The 17397-nt window shown below is 65.7% G+C and carries 18 protein-coding genes; 7 read left to right on the top strand and 11 right to left on the bottom strand.

Going from position 1 to position 17397, the window contains the following annotated elements; genetic code table 11:
- Positions 1 to 45 precede the first annotated feature (45 nt).
- Positions 46 to 810: a hypothetical protein gene (locus CRO50_RS07165; protein WP_097145189.1), complete on the bottom strand. Its 765-nt coding sequence runs from the start codon at positions 808 to 810 to the stop codon at positions 46 to 48.
- 181 nt (positions 811 to 991) lie between these two features.
- On the opposite strand from CRO50_RS07165, the gene CRO50_RS07160 reads away from it, so the two are divergent.
- On the top strand, positions 992 to 1417 hold the full coding sequence (locus tag CRO50_RS07160; protein ID WP_097145366.1) for a PACE efflux transporter: 426 nt from the start codon (positions 992 to 994) through the stop codon (positions 1415 to 1417).
- Between the two features lie 65 nt (positions 1418 to 1482).
- Here the strand turns inward: CRO50_RS07160 and CRO50_RS07155 are convergent, their stop codons facing one another.
- The 9 genes from CRO50_RS07155 to CRO50_RS07115 all read right to left on the bottom strand — a co-directional run bounded on the left by CRO50_RS07155 (position 1483) and on the right by CRO50_RS07115 (position 8388).
- The gene (locus CRO50_RS07155) at positions 1483 to 2262 is read right to left on the bottom strand and encodes a succinate dehydrogenase iron-sulfur subunit (RefSeq protein WP_097145188.1); all 780 of its coding nucleotides are present in this window, start codon (positions 2260 to 2262) and stop codon (positions 1483 to 1485) included.
- An 11-nt stretch (positions 2263 to 2273) separates the two neighbouring features.
- Entirely contained in the window at positions 2274 to 2717 is a 444-nt protein-coding gene (locus CRO50_RS07150) for a DUF3052 family protein (protein WP_097145187.1), read from the bottom strand.
- A complete protein-coding gene (gene sdhA / locus CRO50_RS07145; RefSeq protein WP_097145186.1) occupies positions 2717 to 4522 on the bottom strand; it encodes a succinate dehydrogenase flavoprotein subunit in 1806 nt (601 codons plus the stop codon). The genes CRO50_RS07150 and sdhA overlap by 1 nt, the downstream gene beginning before the upstream one ends.
- 16 nt (positions 4523 to 4538) lie before the next feature.
- Entirely contained in the window at positions 4539 to 4943 is a 405-nt protein-coding gene (sdhD, locus tag CRO50_RS07140; protein WP_097145185.1) for a succinate dehydrogenase, hydrophobic membrane anchor protein, read from the bottom strand.
- A gap of 14 nt (positions 4944 to 4957) precedes the next feature.
- On the bottom strand, positions 4958 to 5347 hold the full coding sequence (gene sdhC, locus CRO50_RS07135) for a succinate dehydrogenase, cytochrome b556 subunit (protein WP_097145184.1): 390 nt from the start codon (positions 5345 to 5347) through the stop codon (positions 4958 to 4960).
- 357 nt (positions 5348 to 5704) lie between these two features.
- Entirely contained in the window at positions 5705 to 6733 is a 1029-nt protein-coding gene (locus CRO50_RS07130; RefSeq protein ID WP_097145183.1) for a MaoC family dehydratase, read from the bottom strand.
- Positions 6734 to 6937: a DUF1737 domain-containing protein gene (locus tag CRO50_RS07125; RefSeq protein WP_097145182.1), complete on the bottom strand. Its 204-nt coding sequence runs from the start codon at positions 6935 to 6937 to the stop codon at positions 6734 to 6736.
- Between the two features lie 7 nt (positions 6938 to 6944).
- A complete protein-coding gene (locus CRO50_RS07120) occupies positions 6945 to 7496 on the bottom strand; it encodes an NnrU family protein (protein WP_157791728.1) in 552 nt (183 codons plus the stop codon).
- A gap of 43 nt (positions 7497 to 7539) precedes the next feature.
- Positions 7540 to 8388 (bottom strand): HpcH/HpaI aldolase/citrate lyase family protein, encoded by an 849-nt coding sequence (locus tag CRO50_RS07115; protein ID WP_097145180.1) that lies wholly within the window; start codon positions 8386 to 8388, stop codon positions 7540 to 7542.
- Positions 8389 to 8819: 431 nt separating this feature from the next.
- Between CRO50_RS07115 and CRO50_RS07110 the strand changes: the two genes are divergently transcribed.
- Both CRO50_RS07110 and mdh read left to right on the top strand, forming a co-directional pair.
- On the top strand, positions 8820 to 9101 hold the full coding sequence (locus CRO50_RS07110; protein ID WP_097145365.1) for a hypothetical protein: 282 nt from the start codon (positions 8820 to 8822) through the stop codon (positions 9099 to 9101).
- A gap of 355 nt (positions 9102 to 9456) precedes the next feature.
- A complete protein-coding gene (gene mdh / locus CRO50_RS07105; protein WP_097145179.1) occupies positions 9457 to 10419 on the top strand; it encodes a malate dehydrogenase in 963 nt (320 codons plus the stop codon).
- A gap of 48 nt (positions 10420 to 10467) precedes the next feature.
- Here mdh and CRO50_RS07100 read toward each other — a convergent pair whose 3' ends face one another.
- On the bottom strand, positions 10468 to 11301 hold the full coding sequence (locus tag CRO50_RS07100; RefSeq protein ID WP_097145178.1) for a glycosyltransferase family A protein: 834 nt from the start codon (positions 11299 to 11301) through the stop codon (positions 10468 to 10470).
- A gap of 298 nt (positions 11302 to 11599) precedes the next feature.
- On the opposite strand from CRO50_RS07100, the gene sucC reads away from it, so the two are divergent.
- The 4 genes from sucC (at position 11600) to CRO50_RS07080 (ending at position 17394) form a co-directional block, all read left to right on the top strand.
- The gene (sucC, locus tag CRO50_RS07095; protein ID WP_097145364.1) at positions 11600 to 12793 is read left to right on the top strand and encodes an ADP-forming succinate--CoA ligase subunit beta; all 1194 of its coding nucleotides are present in this window, start codon (positions 11600 to 11602) and stop codon (positions 12791 to 12793) included.
- 4 nt (positions 12794 to 12797) lie between these two features.
- Positions 12798 to 13679: a succinate--CoA ligase subunit alpha gene (gene sucD, locus CRO50_RS07090; RefSeq protein ID WP_097145177.1), complete on the top strand. Its 882-nt coding sequence runs from the start codon at positions 12798 to 12800 to the stop codon at positions 13677 to 13679.
- Between the two features lie 174 nt (positions 13680 to 13853).
- Entirely contained in the window at positions 13854 to 14330 is a 477-nt protein-coding gene (locus CRO50_RS07085) for a DUF805 domain-containing protein (RefSeq protein WP_097145176.1), read from the top strand.
- 103 nt (positions 14331 to 14433) lie between these two features.
- Positions 14434 to 17394, top strand: coding sequence for a 2-oxoglutarate dehydrogenase E1 component (locus CRO50_RS07080; RefSeq protein WP_097145175.1), 2961 nt, complete (start codon positions 14434 to 14436; stop codon positions 17392 to 17394).
- Positions 17395 to 17397 lie beyond the last annotated feature (3 nt).

The following is a 17397-nucleotide window of genomic DNA, read 5'->3' as shown; positions in this document are numbered from 1 at the left end:
AAGGTGACGTAGCGGCGCGTCCGGTCCGATGCGGGAGTAGCAGCGCTAGCGGGCGAAGATCGCCTGCATCTGCCCGTCGAAGCGCGCCCAACTCAGCGCGGCGCGATTGCCGGCGATGCCGTGGTAATGCGACTTGCCCGAGGAATTGGGCAGGGCAGCCCAGATCCGCGCGAGGTTGTTCATGAAGCCCGTCCGATCGAGCCGGCCATCCAGGAAGGCCGCATAGCCCGCGTCCTCGAGCAGCTGATCGGCCATGGCATCCTGCAGGGCCGGGGTGAAGCGGGTGCTGCCGGGCAGAGCCATGCGGTGCATCAGGCCGCGCAGGGTCTTCGGCACGATCTGGTAGCGCCCGATGGCATGCTGCTGTCCGGGGGTGGCTTTGATCCAGGCGAATATCTCGTCCAGGGTCATCCGGGTGGGCGGTTTCGGCGGCTTGATGACCGCCTGGAACTGCACCGAGTCATAGCCCCTGTCCGGGTCGGCCTCGACGCTGGCGATCAGGTGGCGAAGACGCTCTGTCAGGCTGCCACCGCGCGGCACGGGACGTGCCGGGGCCGCGCGCACGCGGGGCGGCATGGGACGGAAGAAGGAGCTGCCCTTGCGGCCAAGGAACAGCGAGGGGCCGCCCTGCGCGCCCTCCCCCGGCGGCAGCAGGGCCGCGGCCTGGCGGCGCTGGTGATCCGCACTGAGCCTTGGATCAGGCCGGACCGCCGAGCCCCCTTCGGGCAACAGGGAATAGGCCTGCACCCCCTGCACCGGCAGAAGGAGCGGCAAGACGAGAAGGATCAGGGGCTTCTGCCACCAGCACATGCGCGAAGGTCCTACGCGTTCGGTCGCCGGCATCCTTGCAGGGCAGGATTAAGATCGGATGAGCAGACGCGGACCCGCCCCTTGAAAGCCGCCCCCGGGGGTGCAAGATATCGGCAAGCGAGGACGACCTCCCCAGGACGGACAACAGCCGGGACGACCCGGCATGACCACGGAGGTCCCCATGCGCACCCCCCTTGACCGCCTGCGCCACGCCCTGCTCTTCGAGATCCTGGCGTTTTTCCTTGTCGTGCCCCTGGGGGCACTGGCGTTCCACATGCCCATGCAGCACATGGGCGTCGTGGCCCTTGTCAGCGCGACGCTCGCCACGATCTGGAACATGCTTTTCAACCATGGCTTCGACAGGGTGATGAAGCACCTTCAGGGCACCACGGCGAAAACGCCCGCGCAGCGCGTGCTGCACGCGGTCCTCTTCGAGATCGGCCTGCTGATGGTGCTGATGCCTTTCATCGCCTGGTATCTTGGCGTCACGCTCTGGCAAGCGCTGGTCATGGACCTGTCCTTCGCCGCCTTCTACATGGTCTATGCGCTTGGCTTTAACTGGCTCTACGACAAGCTCTTCCCGCTGCCGGAGTGGCGCGAGGCCTGAGCCCCGGCAGCAAAAAGCCCCGGACCTTGCGATCCGGGGCCTTGCGATGTCCAGGCAGGCGGTGCTTACACCGTGCGTTCGACCATCATCTGCTTGATGTGCGAGATGGCTGCGGCCGGGTTCAGGCCCTTGGGGCAGGTCTTGGCGCAGTTCATGATCGTGTGGCAGCGGTAGAGCTTGAAGGGGTCTTCCAGCTGATCCAGACGCTCGCCGGTGGCCTCGTCGCGGCTGTCGATGATCCAGCGGTAGGCGTGCAGCAGCGCGGCCGGTCCAAGGTAGCGGTCGCCGTTCCACCAGTAGCTGGGGCAGGACGTCGAGCAGGAGGCGCACATGACGCATTCATAGAGACCGTCGAGCTTCTTGCGGTCCTCGATGGACTGCTTCCACTCTTTCGCCGGGCGGTTGGTCTTGGTTTCCAGCCAGGGCATGATCGAGGCATGCTGGGCGTAGAAGTGGGTCAGGTCGGGGATCAGGTCACGCACCACCGGCATATGCGGCAGCGGGTAGATCGTCACGTCGCCCTTCACCTCGTCGAGGCCGAAGATACAGGCCAGGGTGTTCTGCCCGTCGATGTTCATCGCGCAGGAGCCACAGATGCCTTCGCGGCAGGAGCGGCGGAAGGTCAGCGTGGGGTCGATCTCGTTCTTGATCTTGATCAGCGCGTCCAGGACCATCGGACCGCATTTGTCCATGTCGAGGAAGTAGGTGTCGACACGGGGGTTGCCGCCCTCTTCGGGCGACCAGCGGTAGATCTTGAACTTGCGGACGTTCGTGGCACCCTCGGGCTTCGGCCAGGTCTTGCCCGTGGTCATCCGGGAGTTCTTGGGCAGAGTAAGCTGAACCATCTCTCTATCCTCTATGCATGTGCCTGTGTGGCCCGGTGCTCTTTCCGGATCACGAGTTTCAGACCGGACCAGATCGCATCCACGGCGCAGACCTTCACGTCCACCAGGATGTCGGCCAGAGCGCGGGCGCGGATCACGTCCTCGGTCACATCAGTTGCCACTTTCGAGGCCTTCTTGGGCCAGGAGACCCAGATCATCCCATCGGGCGCGATCAGGCTGCGCAGCCGGGGCAGCTGATCCAGCTGCCGGGCCTCGCGGGTGAAGAGATGGATCAGGTCCCATCCCTCGCCCGAGATCTCTTCCGGGGTGGCGGTCTGCGCCACCTCGGAAAAGGCGCGGGCCGAGGCAAGGTCTTCCAGCGTCGCGGGCAGCGCGACGAAGACCGCGCGCTGTCCGTCCTTCAGGCCCAGTTTGCGGGCCAGAGGGGTGCCGGAATATCCTGCCTCTGCGGCCATCAGAACGTCCGTGCCTTGGGCGCGATCTTCTTCAGGCTGATGCCGCCCTCGTCCTCGGTCGTCAGCGGATCGGTGATGATCGGGCGGTAGCTGAGCTCGACCTTCGGACCGTCGACGCGGGTGATGGAGTGGACGCGCCAGTTCTCGTCGTCACGCTCGGCGTAATCCTCGTGCGCGTGGGCACCGCGGCTTTCGTGGCGGGCTTCGGCGCCGACGATGGTGGCCATGGCGTTCGGCATCAGGTTGGTCAGTTCCAGCGTTTCCATCAAGTCGCTGTTCCAGACCAGGCTGCGGTCGGTGACATGGACGTCGGGCAGCTTGCCGGCGATCTCGGTCATCTTCTCGACACCGTCCTTCAGCGTGTCCGAGGCGCGGAAGACCGCGGCGTCGGACTGCATGGTGCGCTGCATCTCGAGGCGCAGCTCGGCGGTCGGGATCGAGCCCTTGGCGTTGCGGAAGTAGTCGAAGCGGTCGAAGGCCTTCTCGACGGAGGCCTTGTTGGTCGACGGGATCGAGGCTTCGCGGTCGACCACCTCGCCGGCGCGCAGGGCGGCGGCGCGGCCGAAGACCACGAGGTCGATCAGCGAGTTGGACCCAAGCCGGTTGGCGCCATGCACCGAGGCACAGCCCGCCTCGCCCACGGCCATCAGGCCGGGGACCACGGCGGTCGGGTTGTCGGCGGTAGGGTTCAGCACCTCACCATGGTAGTTGGTGGGAATGCCGCCCATGTTGTAGTGCACCGTCGGCAGGACCGGGATCGGCTCCTTGGTGACATCCACGCCAGCGAAGATCTTCGCCGACTCGGAAATACCGGGCAGACGCTCGGCCAGGGCCTCGGCGGGCAGGTGGCTGAGGTTCAGGTGGATGTGGTCACCATGCTCACCCACACCGCGGCCTTCGCGGATCTCCATGGTCATGGAGCGCGAGACGTAGTCGCGGGGGGCGAGGTCCTTGTACTGGGGCGCATAGCGCTCCATGAAGCGTTCGCCTTCAGAGTTGGTCAGGTAACCACCTTCGCCGCGCGCGCCCTCGGTGATCAGGCAGCCCGAGCCGTAGATGCCGGTCGGGTGGAACTGCACGAACTCCATGTCCTGCAGCGCCAGGCCCGCACGGGCCACCATGCCGCCACCGTCGCCGGTGCAGGTATGGGCCGAGGTGGCCGAGAAGTAGGCCCGGCCGTAGCCGCCAGTGGCCAGCACGACCATCTTGGCGTTGAAGACATGCATCGTGCCGTCATCGAGCTTCCAGCAGACGACGCCGGTGCAGACGCCGTCGTCGCTCATGATGAGGTCGATGGCGAAGTACTCGATGTAGAATTCCGCGTTGTTCTTCAGCGACTGGCCGTAGAGCGTGTGCAGGATGGCGTGGCCGGTCCGGTCGGCGGCAGCACAGGTCCGCTGCACGGCGGGGCCTTCGCCGAATTCGGTGGTGTGGCCGCCGAAGGGACGCTGGTAGATCTTGCCCTCCTCGGTGCGCGAGAAGGGCACGCCGTAGTGCTCAAGCTCGTAGACGGCCTTGGGGGCGGAACGCGCCAGGTATTCCATGGCGTCGGTGTCACCCAGCCAGTCGGAGCCCTTGACGGTGTCATACATGTGCCACTGCCAGTTGTCGGGGCCCATGTTGGACAGCGAGGCGGCGATGCCACCCTGTGCGGCGACGGTGTGCGAGCGGGTCGGGAAGACCTTGGTCACGCAGGCGGTGCGCAGGCCTTGCTCGGCCATGCCGAGGGTGGCGCGCAGACCCGCGCCACCGGCGCCGACCACGACCACATCGTATTCATGCGTTTCGTATTCGTAAGCAGCCATTGGGGAACCTCGGGTCTCAGACGTCGATCTCGATCATCACTCCGGCGCCGGAGAGCGCGAGCTTGATCAGGGCATAGGTACCGGTGGCCGCCACGGCATAGGACAGGCAGGTCACGGCGATGATGGTCAGGCGGCCCTTCAGGCCGTGCACGTAGTCCTCGATCGCCATCTGGGCGCCGGACTTGAAGTGCATCATGCCGACCCAGAGGGTCAGCAGGGCGATGATCGCCGGGAAGGGACGGGAATAATAGGCGACGACCTCTTCGTAGGTTCCACCCAGGGCACAGCCGAAGGTGAAGACGAAGAGAACGACGAGCGGCAGCAGGGCAAAGGAGGTAACCTGCATGAACCAATGGTGTTCGGTGCCGGTCTTCGAGGCACCCATGCCCACGGCGCGCTTGCGGTCGGTCAGGTAACGCATGGCTGGCATTCCTCTCAGACGATGATGATGGTCAGCAGGGTCAGGACGACAGAGCCGCCCAGGATACCCCAGCCGAGCTTGTCGGAGGTGGCAACGTCCAGGCAGTAGCCGTTGTCCCAGAGCAGGTGACGGACACCGGCCAGGGTGTGATACCACAGGCCCAGGGCCGAGAGCGTCATCACGACGTCACCGATGAAGGAGGTCAGGACGTAATCCGCCGTGGCGAAGTAGTCGGGGCCGGAGGAGGCCGCCAGCAGCCACCAGGCGACGAGGATGGCGGCGACGATCATCGCGTTGCCGGTGATCCGCGTCAGGATCGAGGTGACAGAGTTCAGCTGGAACCTGTAGTGCTTGCCCAGCATGAATGGAGAGAGCGGGCGGTTGCCCCGGTTCACATCGGCCATCGGCATGTCCTTTCCGGATTTCCCTTGGACCCAGCTTCTACCAGATCAGGGGGGCTTGTCATCCTTCTCCGGGGTCGCACCCCCAAGAATTTGACAAAACCAATGATATCTTTTGACCAATGTGATCACGGATTTTCGCGCTGTGATCACGTTTTGCGCGGATACAAAATCCGACTGATTTGCTTGGTTTTTCGCCTTGATTCTGCGCCCCTCGCGCCCGAAGGGACGCGCCTGGCGGCACGGCCGGGATCGCTTGCAACCGCTTGACGCAGAAGGATCTGCCACCCGGCGCGTGCCCCTTTCCGCCGCCCCGGAACGGGGTGCGGGGCGCTCGGGCCTGCGCCTTCGGACCGGCCCCTAGCGCGGCACCAGCACCCAGTAGTCCAGATCCAGAAGCACATGCGGCAGATACTTGCCGCCCTCGCCCTTCAGGGTGAAGGGCTCTCCGCCCGAGGTCGCCACCAGCCGCAGCCGCAGCGCACCGACACCGGGGGCCGCGGTCTCGGCCCGGTCCAGGACCTCGCTCCAGGCCTTCACCGTGGTGCCCGAGAAACAGGGGTTGGCATGGGCGCCACCGTTCAGCGCCACCACCATCTGCGCATTGGCCAGCCCGTTGAAGGACAGCGCCCGCGCCATCGAGATCACGTGGCCGCCATAGATCAGCCGCTGCCCGTCGGGCCGGAAGGTGGCGTCGAAATGCACCTTGGCGGTGTTCTGCCAGAGACGCGTGGCCAGCATGTGCTCGGCCTCTTCCACGGTGACGCCATCCACATGGTCGATCCGCTCGCCCGGCTCGTAGTCGCCCCAGCGATGCGGCTCGCCCGCCAGGGTGAAATCATAGCCGGTGAAGTCGAGCCCCTCGGGCACCACGAGGTCAGAGGCCGGAACGGCGGGGGCCAGGTCGGGGATGGTGGTCATCGGCGCCTCGGCATCGAGGTCACGCTTGCGCACCATGACCCAGCGGACATAGCTCAGCACCACTTCGCCGCGCTGGTTCACCCCCTCGGTCTTCACCCAGACCACGCCGGACTTGCCGTTGGAATTCTGCTTCAGCCCGATCACCGTGGACCGCGCCGCAAGCGTGTCTCCGGGATAGACCGGCGCCAGCCAGCGGCCCTCGGCATAGCCCAGGTTGGCCACGGCGTTCAGCGAGATATCGGGCACCGTCTTGCCGAAGACCAGGTGGAAGGCCGCCAGATCATCCAGCGGCGCTTGCGGAAGACCGCAGCTCCGGGCGAATTCATCCGAGGAATAGAGCGCACCCCGCGCGGGATAGAGCGCATGGTACAGCGCCCGCTCCCCGCCCGAAACGGTCCGCGGCACGGCATGGGAGATCACCTCTCCCAGCTTGTAGTCCTCGAAGAAACGGCCCGGATTGGTCTTCATTCAGTGCTCTCCAAGCTTGGTGTCGGGGGTGTAGGTGCCCTCGACCTCCTTCACCACGGCCTGGCCGCAGCGCATGGTGCCATTGGCGGCATCGAAGGCGTAGGTGGGCGAGCCATGCAGCTCCCAGCCGGCATTCAGCGCCTTGGTCACCTTGTGGCAGAAGGCCGAGGTGTCGTCTTCGGTCAGCAAACGGTAGAGTTTCATCGGGTCCTCACATCGGAAGTGGATTGGGGCCGACCAGCGAGTGGATCAGCACGATGACGATGTAGACCACAATGGTGATCGCCGCGAGGATCAGATCCCCCTTCAGCGTCCCGCCCGTGGGTCGGACATATCCGGGCTGGCGACGGTTGGTCACCACCCAGCCGGCGACGGCCCAGACGATCATCCCGCCCCAGAGCAGCACCGAGGCCGCATCGCCGCGCACCAGCAGGTGCGCCACCGCCCAGAGGATGGTGCCCGCGAACATCGGGTGACGGACGACCTGCTTGATGCGCCCCTTGGAATGGGCACCGCCGAAGAGCGCCACAGAGAAGAGCATCAGCAGGTTGTTCAGATGCTGGCCCCAGGCGGGCGGCGTGTAGATGTGGATATAGTCGGCCGAGCGATAGCCCAGCACCATCAGCACGATGGCCAGCAGCGCCGCGACCGCGACGATCGGCTTGGCGGTGCTCTCTCCGAGCCCCCCGCGCAGGCCGGGGGTGTATTCCTTCATCAGGTGGGGCCAGGTCCAGAGGATGAGGCCGAGCAGGATAAGTGCCATGGGGGTGCCTTTGCCTAAGTGAATCGCCGCCAGACTGGGCCTCTCAACCGGCCTCCGCAATGGCTTCGGCCTGGGCCAGGGTCTTTTTCGCGGTTTCCACGTGCAGGTTCTCGACGATCTTGCCATCGACCACGGCAACCCCCTGCCCCGAGGCCAGCACCGCCTCGAAGGCCTCGATCTGGCGGCGGGCCAGGTCGATCTCGGCCTCGGAGGGGGCGAAGACGCGGTTGGCGATCTCGACCTGGGCCGGGTGGATCAGGGTCTTGCCGTCAAAGCCCAGGTCCCGGCCCTGCTCGCATTCGGCCTCAAGCCCGGCCTCGTCCTTGAACTGGTTGTAGACGCCATCGGTCGCCACCACCCCATGGGCACGGGCCGCCATCAGCATGGTCTGCAGCGCCATCTGCATCGGCAGCCGGTCCGGGCGGGTGCGGCAGTTGAGCTCCTTGGCCAGGTCATTGGTGCCCGCCACGAAACCTTCGATCCGGGGGTGCGCCGCGATCTCGAGCGCGTTGAAGATGGCCAGCGGGGTCTCCATCATGGCCCAGATCGGCACGTCGCAAAGCGCCGCCAGCCGGTCGATGTCCTTGGCGGAATTGACCTTGGGCAGCAGGATCGCGTCGATATCGGCCCCCTTCAGCGCCGCCACATCGCCTTCGCCCCATTCGGTATCTAGCGCGTTGATCCGCACGATCTTCGCCCGCTTGCCGTAGCCGCCTTCGCCGAGGGCGGCGAGCAGCGTGGCGCGTGCCTCGACCTTGGCCTCGGGCATCACGGCGTCTTCCAGGTCGAAGAGGATGGCATCCACCGGCAGCGCGCGCGCCTTGTCGAGCGCACGCTCCTTGGAGCCCGGAATATAGAGCAGCGAGCGGAAGGGGCGCGTGGTCGATGTCATGGCGAAACCTCAAGCGAGTAATATTCTTGCGCAGGGATGGCATTTTTCAACGGATTAATTCAAGGGGAATTCAGCTCCCGGCCCGAATTTTCTGCTGCGACGCGGCGAAATCGGGGAAAGGCACGGGCCTGGACCGGGATGTTAACCGAAAGGCAGGAGGTTGTCGCTCATGGTGAGGGGGCGCAGGGCCGGGACAGGTCCGCGCAGGCATCGGGGATTGTCGAGCCGGGCGCAGAGACCGCCCAGATCGCAACGGTCCATCCTGCCCTTCCTCCGGGCCGGACCCAGCCAGAAAGGGATTTCGGATGAAATTGTCCGACACCAGCCGCCTGCTGCGCCAGGCCGTCCGCTCCGCTCCTGCCCGGATGCCGGGCCCGAGATTGGCCCCATGCTCTGCCCCATCCGCCGCTATCGCCTTGCTGCTGTCCGTGATGTCGGCACTGCTGCCGCTCTCGGCCAGCGCCCAGGGCAGCCGCCAGGCCTGTGCCCCGCGCGAGGTGGTGGTGAACCGCCTTGCCGAAGGCTACGGCGAGACGCGCCGCTCGATCGGCATCGGCTCCAACAACGCCATGGTCGAGGTCTTCGCCTCGGATGACAGCGGCACCTGGACCATCACCATGACCTCGCCGCAGGGGATCACCTGCCTGATCGCCAGCGGGCAGGCCTTCGAGTCGCTGTTCGAGGCCCTGCCGGGCGACGACCAGGACGCCTGATCCGGGCCATGGGCCGGGCCGCACCGTGTCGACTCGGGGGACAGGGCGTTTACCCTTAGGTCGGTTGCCGCTTGCAACCTGCCCTTCGGCGCCCGGCCCCCTGTGGAAAGAATCGCGGCGCCCGCGTCACTTGGTGCGCTAACATGCCCATGCAGGTGGCAGTTGCCCTGCCCTGCAGGCCTTTGCGCCACCTCCCCCCGATGGTGTCGGCAGCGCGTTACCTGACTGATTTGAAGGGGATTTTCAGCATTGCACGCGGGGAAACGCGGGGGCGCAGGGCCCCTCCACCCTTGCGTCCGACCCCCAAAGCGCCTACGCCGTCTTCGACGTTTCAACCGGACCGGAGACAGATCCAATGGCCAGACCCAAGATTGCCCTGATCGGCGCGGGCCAGATCGGCGGCACGCTCGCCCATCTCGTAGCCCTCAAAGAACTGGGCGACGTCGTCCTCTTCGACATCGCCGAAGGCACCCCTGAGGGCAAGGCGCTCGACATTGCCGAATCCGGCCCCTCGGAAGGCTTCGACGCCAAGCTGAAGGGCACCCAATCCTACGCCGACATCGCCGGCGCGGATGTCTGCATCGTGACCGCTGGTGTGCCGCGTAAGCCGGGCATGAGCCGTGACGACCTGCTGGGCATCAACCTGAAGGTCATGAAGGCCGTCGGCGAAGGCATCCGTGACAACGCGCCCGACGCTTTCGTCATCTGCATCACCAACCCGCTCGACGCGATGGTCTGGGCCCTGCAGCAGTTCTCTGGCCTGCCCGCCCACAAGGTCTGCGGCATGGCCGGCGTGCTGGACTCGGCCCGCTTCCGCCACTTCCTGTCGGTCGAATTCGACGTCTCGATGAAGGACGTCACCGCCTTCGTGCTGGGCGGCCACGGCGACACCATGGTGCCCTCCGTGCGCTACTCCACCGTTGGCGGCATCCCGCTGCCCGACCTGGTCGAGATGGGCTGGACCACCCAGGAGAAGCTGGACGCCATCGTGCAGCGCACCCGTGACGGCGGCGCCGAGATCGTCGGCCTGCTAAAGACCGGCTCGGCCTTCTATGCCCCCGCGACCTCGGCCATCGAGATGGCGGAAGCCTACCTGAAGGACCAGAAGCGCGTCCTGCCCTGCGCCGCCTATTGCGACGGCGAGATCGGCGTCAAGGGCATGTACGTGGGCGTGCCCACCGTGATCGGCGCCGGCGGCATCGAGAAGATCATCGACATCAAGCTCAACAAGGAAGAGCAAGAGATGTTCGACAAGTCCGTGACCGCCGTGAAGGGCCTCGTCGAAGCCTGCAAGGGCATCGACAGCTCGCTGGCCTGAGCCACAGCACAGTTCTGACGGAAAGGGCCGCCCTCGGGGCGGCCCTTTTCATTTCCAGATGCCGTAGGTCTCGATGAAGTGCCTGGCGCAGCGCAGGTTGGCCTCGGCCCTGCCCGCGCCATCGAGCGTTGCATCCGCCAGCGCCGCCACGTCCGAGACCCCGCCCGTGCGCAGCCGGTGCGCCCGCGCCGGCAGCCAGGGGGCATGGCCCGTGCGGGTCAGATGCCCCGAAAGCCAGACATCATCGACGGCCCAGAGCACCGGCGGAATCTGCCAGGCCTCTTGCGGCAGCCAGTCGGGACGGATCAGCACACCGCCAAAGCCCTCGGCCACGTGGCAATGGCCCGAGCGGCCGATCAGGTTGCGCTGCGGTTTCGGCCCCTTCGCCCTGCCGAAGAGCCGCCCGATCCGCTGCCGGGTCCGCAGGTAGCGGTATTCGGGATCCATGCGCCGCACCTGCAAGCCGAACCGCGGCTGCGGGTCCGCCTCGGGCAGCGGCAGGCCCAGGTGGTCCAGGTCCCAGCCGCAGCTGGCGATCGTCGCCTGCGGGCGGCGGCGCCAGGCGCGCAGCAAGCGGTGGCTCCATTCCGGCGCATAGGTCCTGTCGTCGTCGCAATAGAGCAGCCCCAGGTCCTGCCCCCGCAACTCCTCAGCGGCGAAGAGCACCTTTGTCGCCGGGCCCAGGTCCTCTTCCGCGCGGCAGATGCGGATGCCCCGCGGTACCTCGGGCAGCCGCCCGTCCCAGTCGGGAAAGCGGCGGTAGCGCCTGGGGATATAGAGCCGGATCTCCTCGGCTGGCCGCCGCTGCGCAAGCAGGGCCTGCAGCTGTTCCGCTAGCGCGCCGAAGCGCGGCGGGATCGAAGACAGGCTTATGACATGCATGCGGGGTCTCGACGTCAGCTCTTGCCTGCCCCTGCGGAACAGGGGCGCCATTCGGGTTTCAAAAGGTCTTAGATTTCGGGGCAGTTCATTACAAGATGGTGGCAGACCGAATCCCGGACGAGGCCGAAAGGGAGCTGGAAATGCAGGCGGCGCAGCTTTGTGATCACACGAATTCCGCGCGTGATCACAAACTCAAGAAAATCGGCGGAATTTGTCCGGGGCCTGCAAAAATAGGTTCATCGGCAGGTAAGACTGTGCCACTACCGATGACAATCGTAGCAAACGAGGGTTGGAATTCATGAACATCCATGAATATCAGGCGAAGGCGATCCTTCGCGAATATGGCGCGCCGGTCTCGGACGGCCGCGCGGTCCTGAAGGCCGATGAGGCCAAGACCGCCGCGGGCGAGCTGGACGGCCCGCTCTGGGTGGTCAAGGCTCAGATCCACGCAGGCGGCCGCGGCAAGGGCAAGTTCGTCGAGGAAAGCGCCGGTGAAAAAGGCGGTGTCCGCCTGGCGAAATCCGTCGAGGAAGCCGAAGAAGAAGCCAAGAAGATGCTTGGCAAGACCCTGGTGACCCACCAGACCGGCCCCGCCGGCAAGCAGGTCAACCGCATCTACATCGAAGCCGGTTCCGACATCGAACGCGAGCTGTACCTGGCTCTGCTGGTCGACCGTCAGACCTCTTCGGTCTCCGTGGTCTGCTCCACCGAGGGCGGCATGGACATCGAGGAAGTGGCAGCTGCCACCCCCGAGAAGATCCTCAGCTTCTCCATCGACCCGGCCACCGGCTACGCGCCGTTCCACGGCCGCAAGGTCGCCTTCTCGCTGGGCCTGAAGGGCGCCGCGATGAAGCAGTGCGTCAAGCTGATCGGCGATCTCTACCGTGCCTTCATGGAGAAGGACATGGAACAGCTGGAGATCAACCCGCTGATCGTCATGCCCGATGGCAACCTGAAGGTCCTGGACGCCAAGGTCGGCTTCGACGGCAACGCGGTCTACCGCCACGCGGACATCGCCGCCCTGCGCGACGAGACCGAGGAAGACGCCAAAGAACTGGCGGCCTCCAAGTACGACCTGAACTACATCGCGCTGGATGGTGAGATCGGCTGCATGGTGAACGGCGCAGGCCTGGCCATGGCAACGATGGACATCATCAAGCTCTACGGTGCCGAGCCCGCGAACTTCCTCGACGTCGGTGGCGGCGCCACCAAGGAGAAAGTGACCGAGGCCTTCAAGATCATCACCTCCGACCCCAACGTTAAGGGCATCCTGGTGAACATCTTCGGCGGCATCATGCGCTGCGACGTCATCGCCGAGGGCGTGATCGCCGCGGTGAAGGAAGTGGGCCTCGAGGTTCCGCTGGTCGTGCGCCTGGAAGGCACCAACGTCGAAAAGGGCAAGGAGATCATCGCCTCCTCCGGCCTGAACGTCATCGCGGCAGACAACCTGTCCGACGGCGCCGAGAAAATCGTGAAAGCAGTGAAGGGCTAAGACAATGGCAGTTCTCGTTGACGAAAACACCAAGGTCATCTGTCAGGGCTTCACCGGCTCGCAGGGCACCTTCCACTCTGAACAGGCGATCGCCTACGGCACCAAGATGGTCGGCGGCGTGACCCCCGGCAAGGGTGGTTCCGAGCACCTCGGCCTGCCCGTCTTCGACGGCGTGGCCGAAGCGGTCGAGCGCACCGGCGCCAATGCCTCCGTGATCTACGTGCCGCCGCCCTTCGCGGCCGACTCGATCCTGGAAGCCATCGACGCAGAGATCCCGCTGATCGTCTGCATCACCGAAGGCATCCCGGTTCTGGACATGATGAAGGTGAAGGCCGCGCTGCGGAACAGCCAGTCCCGCCTGATCGGCCCGAACTGCCCCGGTGTCATCACCCCCGGCGCCTGCAAGATCGGCATCATGCCCGGCCACATCCACAAGCGTGGCTCCGTGGGCGTCGTCTCGCGTTCGGGCACCCTGACCTATGAAGCCGTGAAGCAGACCACCGACGCGGGCCTCGGCCAGTCCTCGGCTGTCGGCATCGGCGGCGACCCGATCAAGGGCACCGAGCACCTGGAAGTGCTGGAAATGTTCCTCAAGGACCCGGAAACCGAGTCGATCATCATGATCGGCGAGATCGGTGGCTCGGCCGAAGAGGAAGCCGCGCAGTTCCTGGCCGACGAGAAGAAGAAGGGCCGCTGGAAGCCGACCGCCGGTTTCATCGCCGGCCGTACCGCCCCTCCGGGCCGCCGCATGGGCCACGCCGGTGCCATCGTCGCCGGTGGCAAGGGCGGTGCCGAAGACAAGATCGAGGCCATGAAGTCGGCCGGTATCGTTGTCGCCGACAGCCCCGCCGGTCTCGGTGAGGCCGTGCTGAAGGCCATCGGCTGATGCCAAGGGCCAGGGCGCAAGCCCGGGCCACCACGTAATCGGCGTGGGCCGCACCGCTAGATCCGCGGTGCGGCCCTTGCCACCCCATCAGAGGCCCCCCTCATGAGGGGAAGCGAGAAAAATGCCACGCGCGCAAGCATTGCCGGAACCGTGCCCGCCAGAGGAGCCATGCCAATGAGCTTCTCCGACGCTGTCCGCGCCTGTTTCCGCAAGTACGTCACCTTCTCGGGACGTGCCTCGCGGCCCGAGTACTGGTATTTCATCCTCTTCGGTTTTCTGGGCGGCCTTGTCCTGGGCGCGATCTCCGATGCGCTGTCCTCGCTCTTTTCGCTGGCGCTCTTCCTGCCGACGCTTTCCGCGGGCTGGCGGCGCATGCATGACACGGGCCGCAGCGGACTTTACCTGCTTTATCCGATCATCGCCGTGCTGGGCACGATGAGCTACGCCGCCTTCATCGGCGGGCTCAGCTTCGACACGATGATGGCAGACGGGCTTGCGGACCAGTTCGACGGGCTCGCGGGCCTGATCCTGGCCCTCGCGGTGCTGGTCTGCGCCCTCTCGCCCCTCATCGTGATCTTCTGGCTGACCCGCCCGACGCAGCCGGCCTCCAACCACTGGGGCCCCGTCCCCACCAGGAGGGCCGCCGCATGATCCCCGAAGGATATTCTCCGCCCTCTGCCGCGCCGCCAGGGCGCCGCCACCACCCCGCCGCCTTCGACAAGTTGCCCCCCGTTTCCGCCCTTCAGGTGACCAGATGAACGATCAGAGCCCGAACGACCTTTTCCACGCCTCCAGCTTCATGCAGGGGCACAATGCTGCCTATCTCGAGCAGCTCTATGCCCGCTGGGCCAATGACCCCTCTGCGGTCGATGACGCCTGGGCCGAGTTCTTCGGCAGCCTGGGCGACAGCGAGAGCGACGCCAAGGCAGAGGCCGCTGGCCCCTCGTGGAAGCGCGCCGACTGGCCGCCGGCCCCGAACGACGAGCTGACGGCAGCGCTGGACGGCATGTGGCCGGCCCCGGCCGAGGCCAAGGACGCGGGCAAGAAGATCAAGGACAAGGCCGCCGCCAAGGGCGTCGAGGTCTCGGACGAGGCGATCAAGCGCGCGGTGCTGGATTCGATCCGCGCCATCATGCTGATCCGCGCCTACCGGATCCGTGGCCACCTGGCCGCCGATCTCGATCCGCTGGGCATGAAGGACCCGGTCGCCCATCCCGAGCTCGATCCGAAGTCCTATGGCTTCACCGATGCCGACATGGATCGCCCGATCTTCATCGACAACGTGCTGGGCCTGCAGATCGCCTCGATGCGCCAGATCGTGGACATCGTGCGCCGCACCTACTGCGGCACCTTCGCGCTGCAGTACATGCATATCTCGAACCCCGAGGAAAGCGCCTGGCTGAAGGAGCGCATCGAGGGCTACGGCAAGGAGATCACCTTCACCCGTGAGGGCCGCCGCGCCATCCTGAACAAGCTGGTCGAGGCCGAGGGCTTCGAGAAGTTCCTGCACGTCAAGTACATGGGCACCAAGCGTTTCGGCCTCGACGGTGGCGAAGCGCTGATCCCCGCGATGGAGCAGATCATCAAGCGCGGCGGCAACCTGGGCGCCCGCGACGTGGTCATCGGCATGCCGCACCGCGGCCGCCTCTCGGTGCTGGCCAACGTGATGGGCAAGCCCTACCGCGCCATCTTCAACGAATTCCAGGGCGGCAGCTTCAAGCCCGAGGACGTCGATGGCTCGGGCGATGTGAAGTACCACCTCGGTGCCTCCTCGGACCGCGAGTTCGACGGCAACACCGTGCACCTGTCGCTGACCGCCAACCCCTCGCACCTGGAAGCCGTGAACCCGGTGGTGCTGGGCAAGGCCCGCGCCAAGCAGTTCCAGAACAACGACGCCGACCGCACCTCGGTCATTCCCGTGCTGCTGCACGGTGACGCGGCCTTCGCGGGCCAGGGCGTCGTGGCCGAGTGCTTTGGCCTCTCGGGCCTGGTGGGCCACCGCACCGGCGGCACCATCCATATCGTCGTCAACAACCAGATCGGCTTCACCACCGCGCCGCATTTCTCGCGCTCCAGCCCCTATCCGACGGATATCGCGCTGATGGTCGAGGCGCCGATCTTCCACGTCAACGGCGACGACCCCGAGGCCGTGGTGCATGCCGCCAAGGTGGCCACCGAGTTCCGCCAGAAGTTCCACAAGGACGTGGTGATCGACATCTTCTGCTACCGTCGCTTCGGTCACAACGAAGGCGACGAGCCGATGTTCACCAACCCGATCATGTACAAGAACATCAAGGGTCACCGCACGACCCTGAGCCTGTACACTGATCGCCTGGTCAAGGACGGTCTCATCCCCGAGGGCGAGATCGAGGACATGAAGGCCGCCTTCCAGGCCCACCTCAACGAAGAGTTCGAGGCCGGCAAGGAATACAAGCCCAACAAGGCCGACTGGCTGGACGGCAAGTGGTCGGGTCTCGAGCGCGAAAAGGAAGACTACCAGCGCGGCGAGACCGCGATCAGCGAAGAGCTGATGGCAGAGGTCGGCAAGTCGCTGACCAGCGCCCCCGATGGCTTCCCGATGCACAAGACCGTCGGCCGCCTGCTGGACGCCAAGTCCAAGATGTTCGAGACCGGCGAAGGCTTCGACTGGGCGACGGGCGAGGCCCTGGCCTTCGGCTCGCTGCTGGCCGAGGGCTACCCGGTGCGCCTGGCGGGCCAGGATTCCACCCGCGGCACCTTCTCGCAGCGCCATTCGGCCCTGATCAACCAGGAGACCGAAGAGCGCTACTACCCGCTGAACAACATCAAGCCCGGCCAGGCCCGCTACGAGGTCATCGACTCGATGCTGTCGGAATACGCGGTGCTGGGCTTCGAGTACGGCTACTCGCTGGCCGAACCGAATGCCCTGGTGATGTGGGAAGCCCAGTTCGGCGACTTCGCCAACGGCGCGCAGATCATGTTCGACCAGTTCATCAGCTCGGGTGAATCCAAGTGGCTGCGGATGTCGGGCCTCGTCATGCTGCTGCCGCACGGCTACGAGGGCCAGGGCCCCGAGCACTCCTCGGCACGCCTCGAGCGCTTCCTGCAGATGTGCGGCCAGGACAACTGGATCGTTGCCAACTGCACGACGCCTGCCAACTACTTCCACATCCTGCGCCGCCAGCTGCACCGCAGCTTCCGCAAGCCGCTGGTGATGATGACGCCGAAGTCCCTGCTGCGCCACAAGCTGGCGGTCAGCAAGGCCAGCGAATTCACCACCGGCTCCAGCTTCCACCGCGTCCTGTGGGACGATGCCGAGATGGGCAATTCGGACACCAAGCTGGTGGCGGACGACAAGATCAAGCGCGTCGTCATGTGCTCGGGCAAGGTCTACTACGACCTGCTGGAAGAGCGTGACGCCCGCGGCATCGACGATGTCTACCTGATGCGGATCGAGCAGTTCTATCCCTTCCCGGCGATCTCGCTGGTCAAGGAGCTCGAGCGCTTCAAGGGGGCAGAGATGCTCTGGTGCCAGGAAGAGCCGAAGAACCAGGGCGCCTGGTCCTTCATCGAACCCAACGTCGAGTGGTGCCTGCAGCGTATCGGCGCCACCCATGAACGCCCGCGTTACGTGGGCCGCGTCGCCTCTGCCTCGCCCGCAACCGGCCTGGCCAAACAGCACAAAGCCCAGCAAGAGTCGCTTGTCGACGAAGCGCTGACCATCGAAGGAAACTAAGTC

The organism is Pseudooceanicola antarcticus (assembly GCF_900215355.1).
Classification (GTDB): Bacteria; Pseudomonadota; Alphaproteobacteria; order Rhodobacterales; family Rhodobacteraceae; genus Pseudooceanicola; species Pseudooceanicola antarcticus.
The sequence above is the reverse complement of the archived record's forward strand: the minus strand, read 5'-3'. Positions and strand labels throughout refer to the sequence as shown.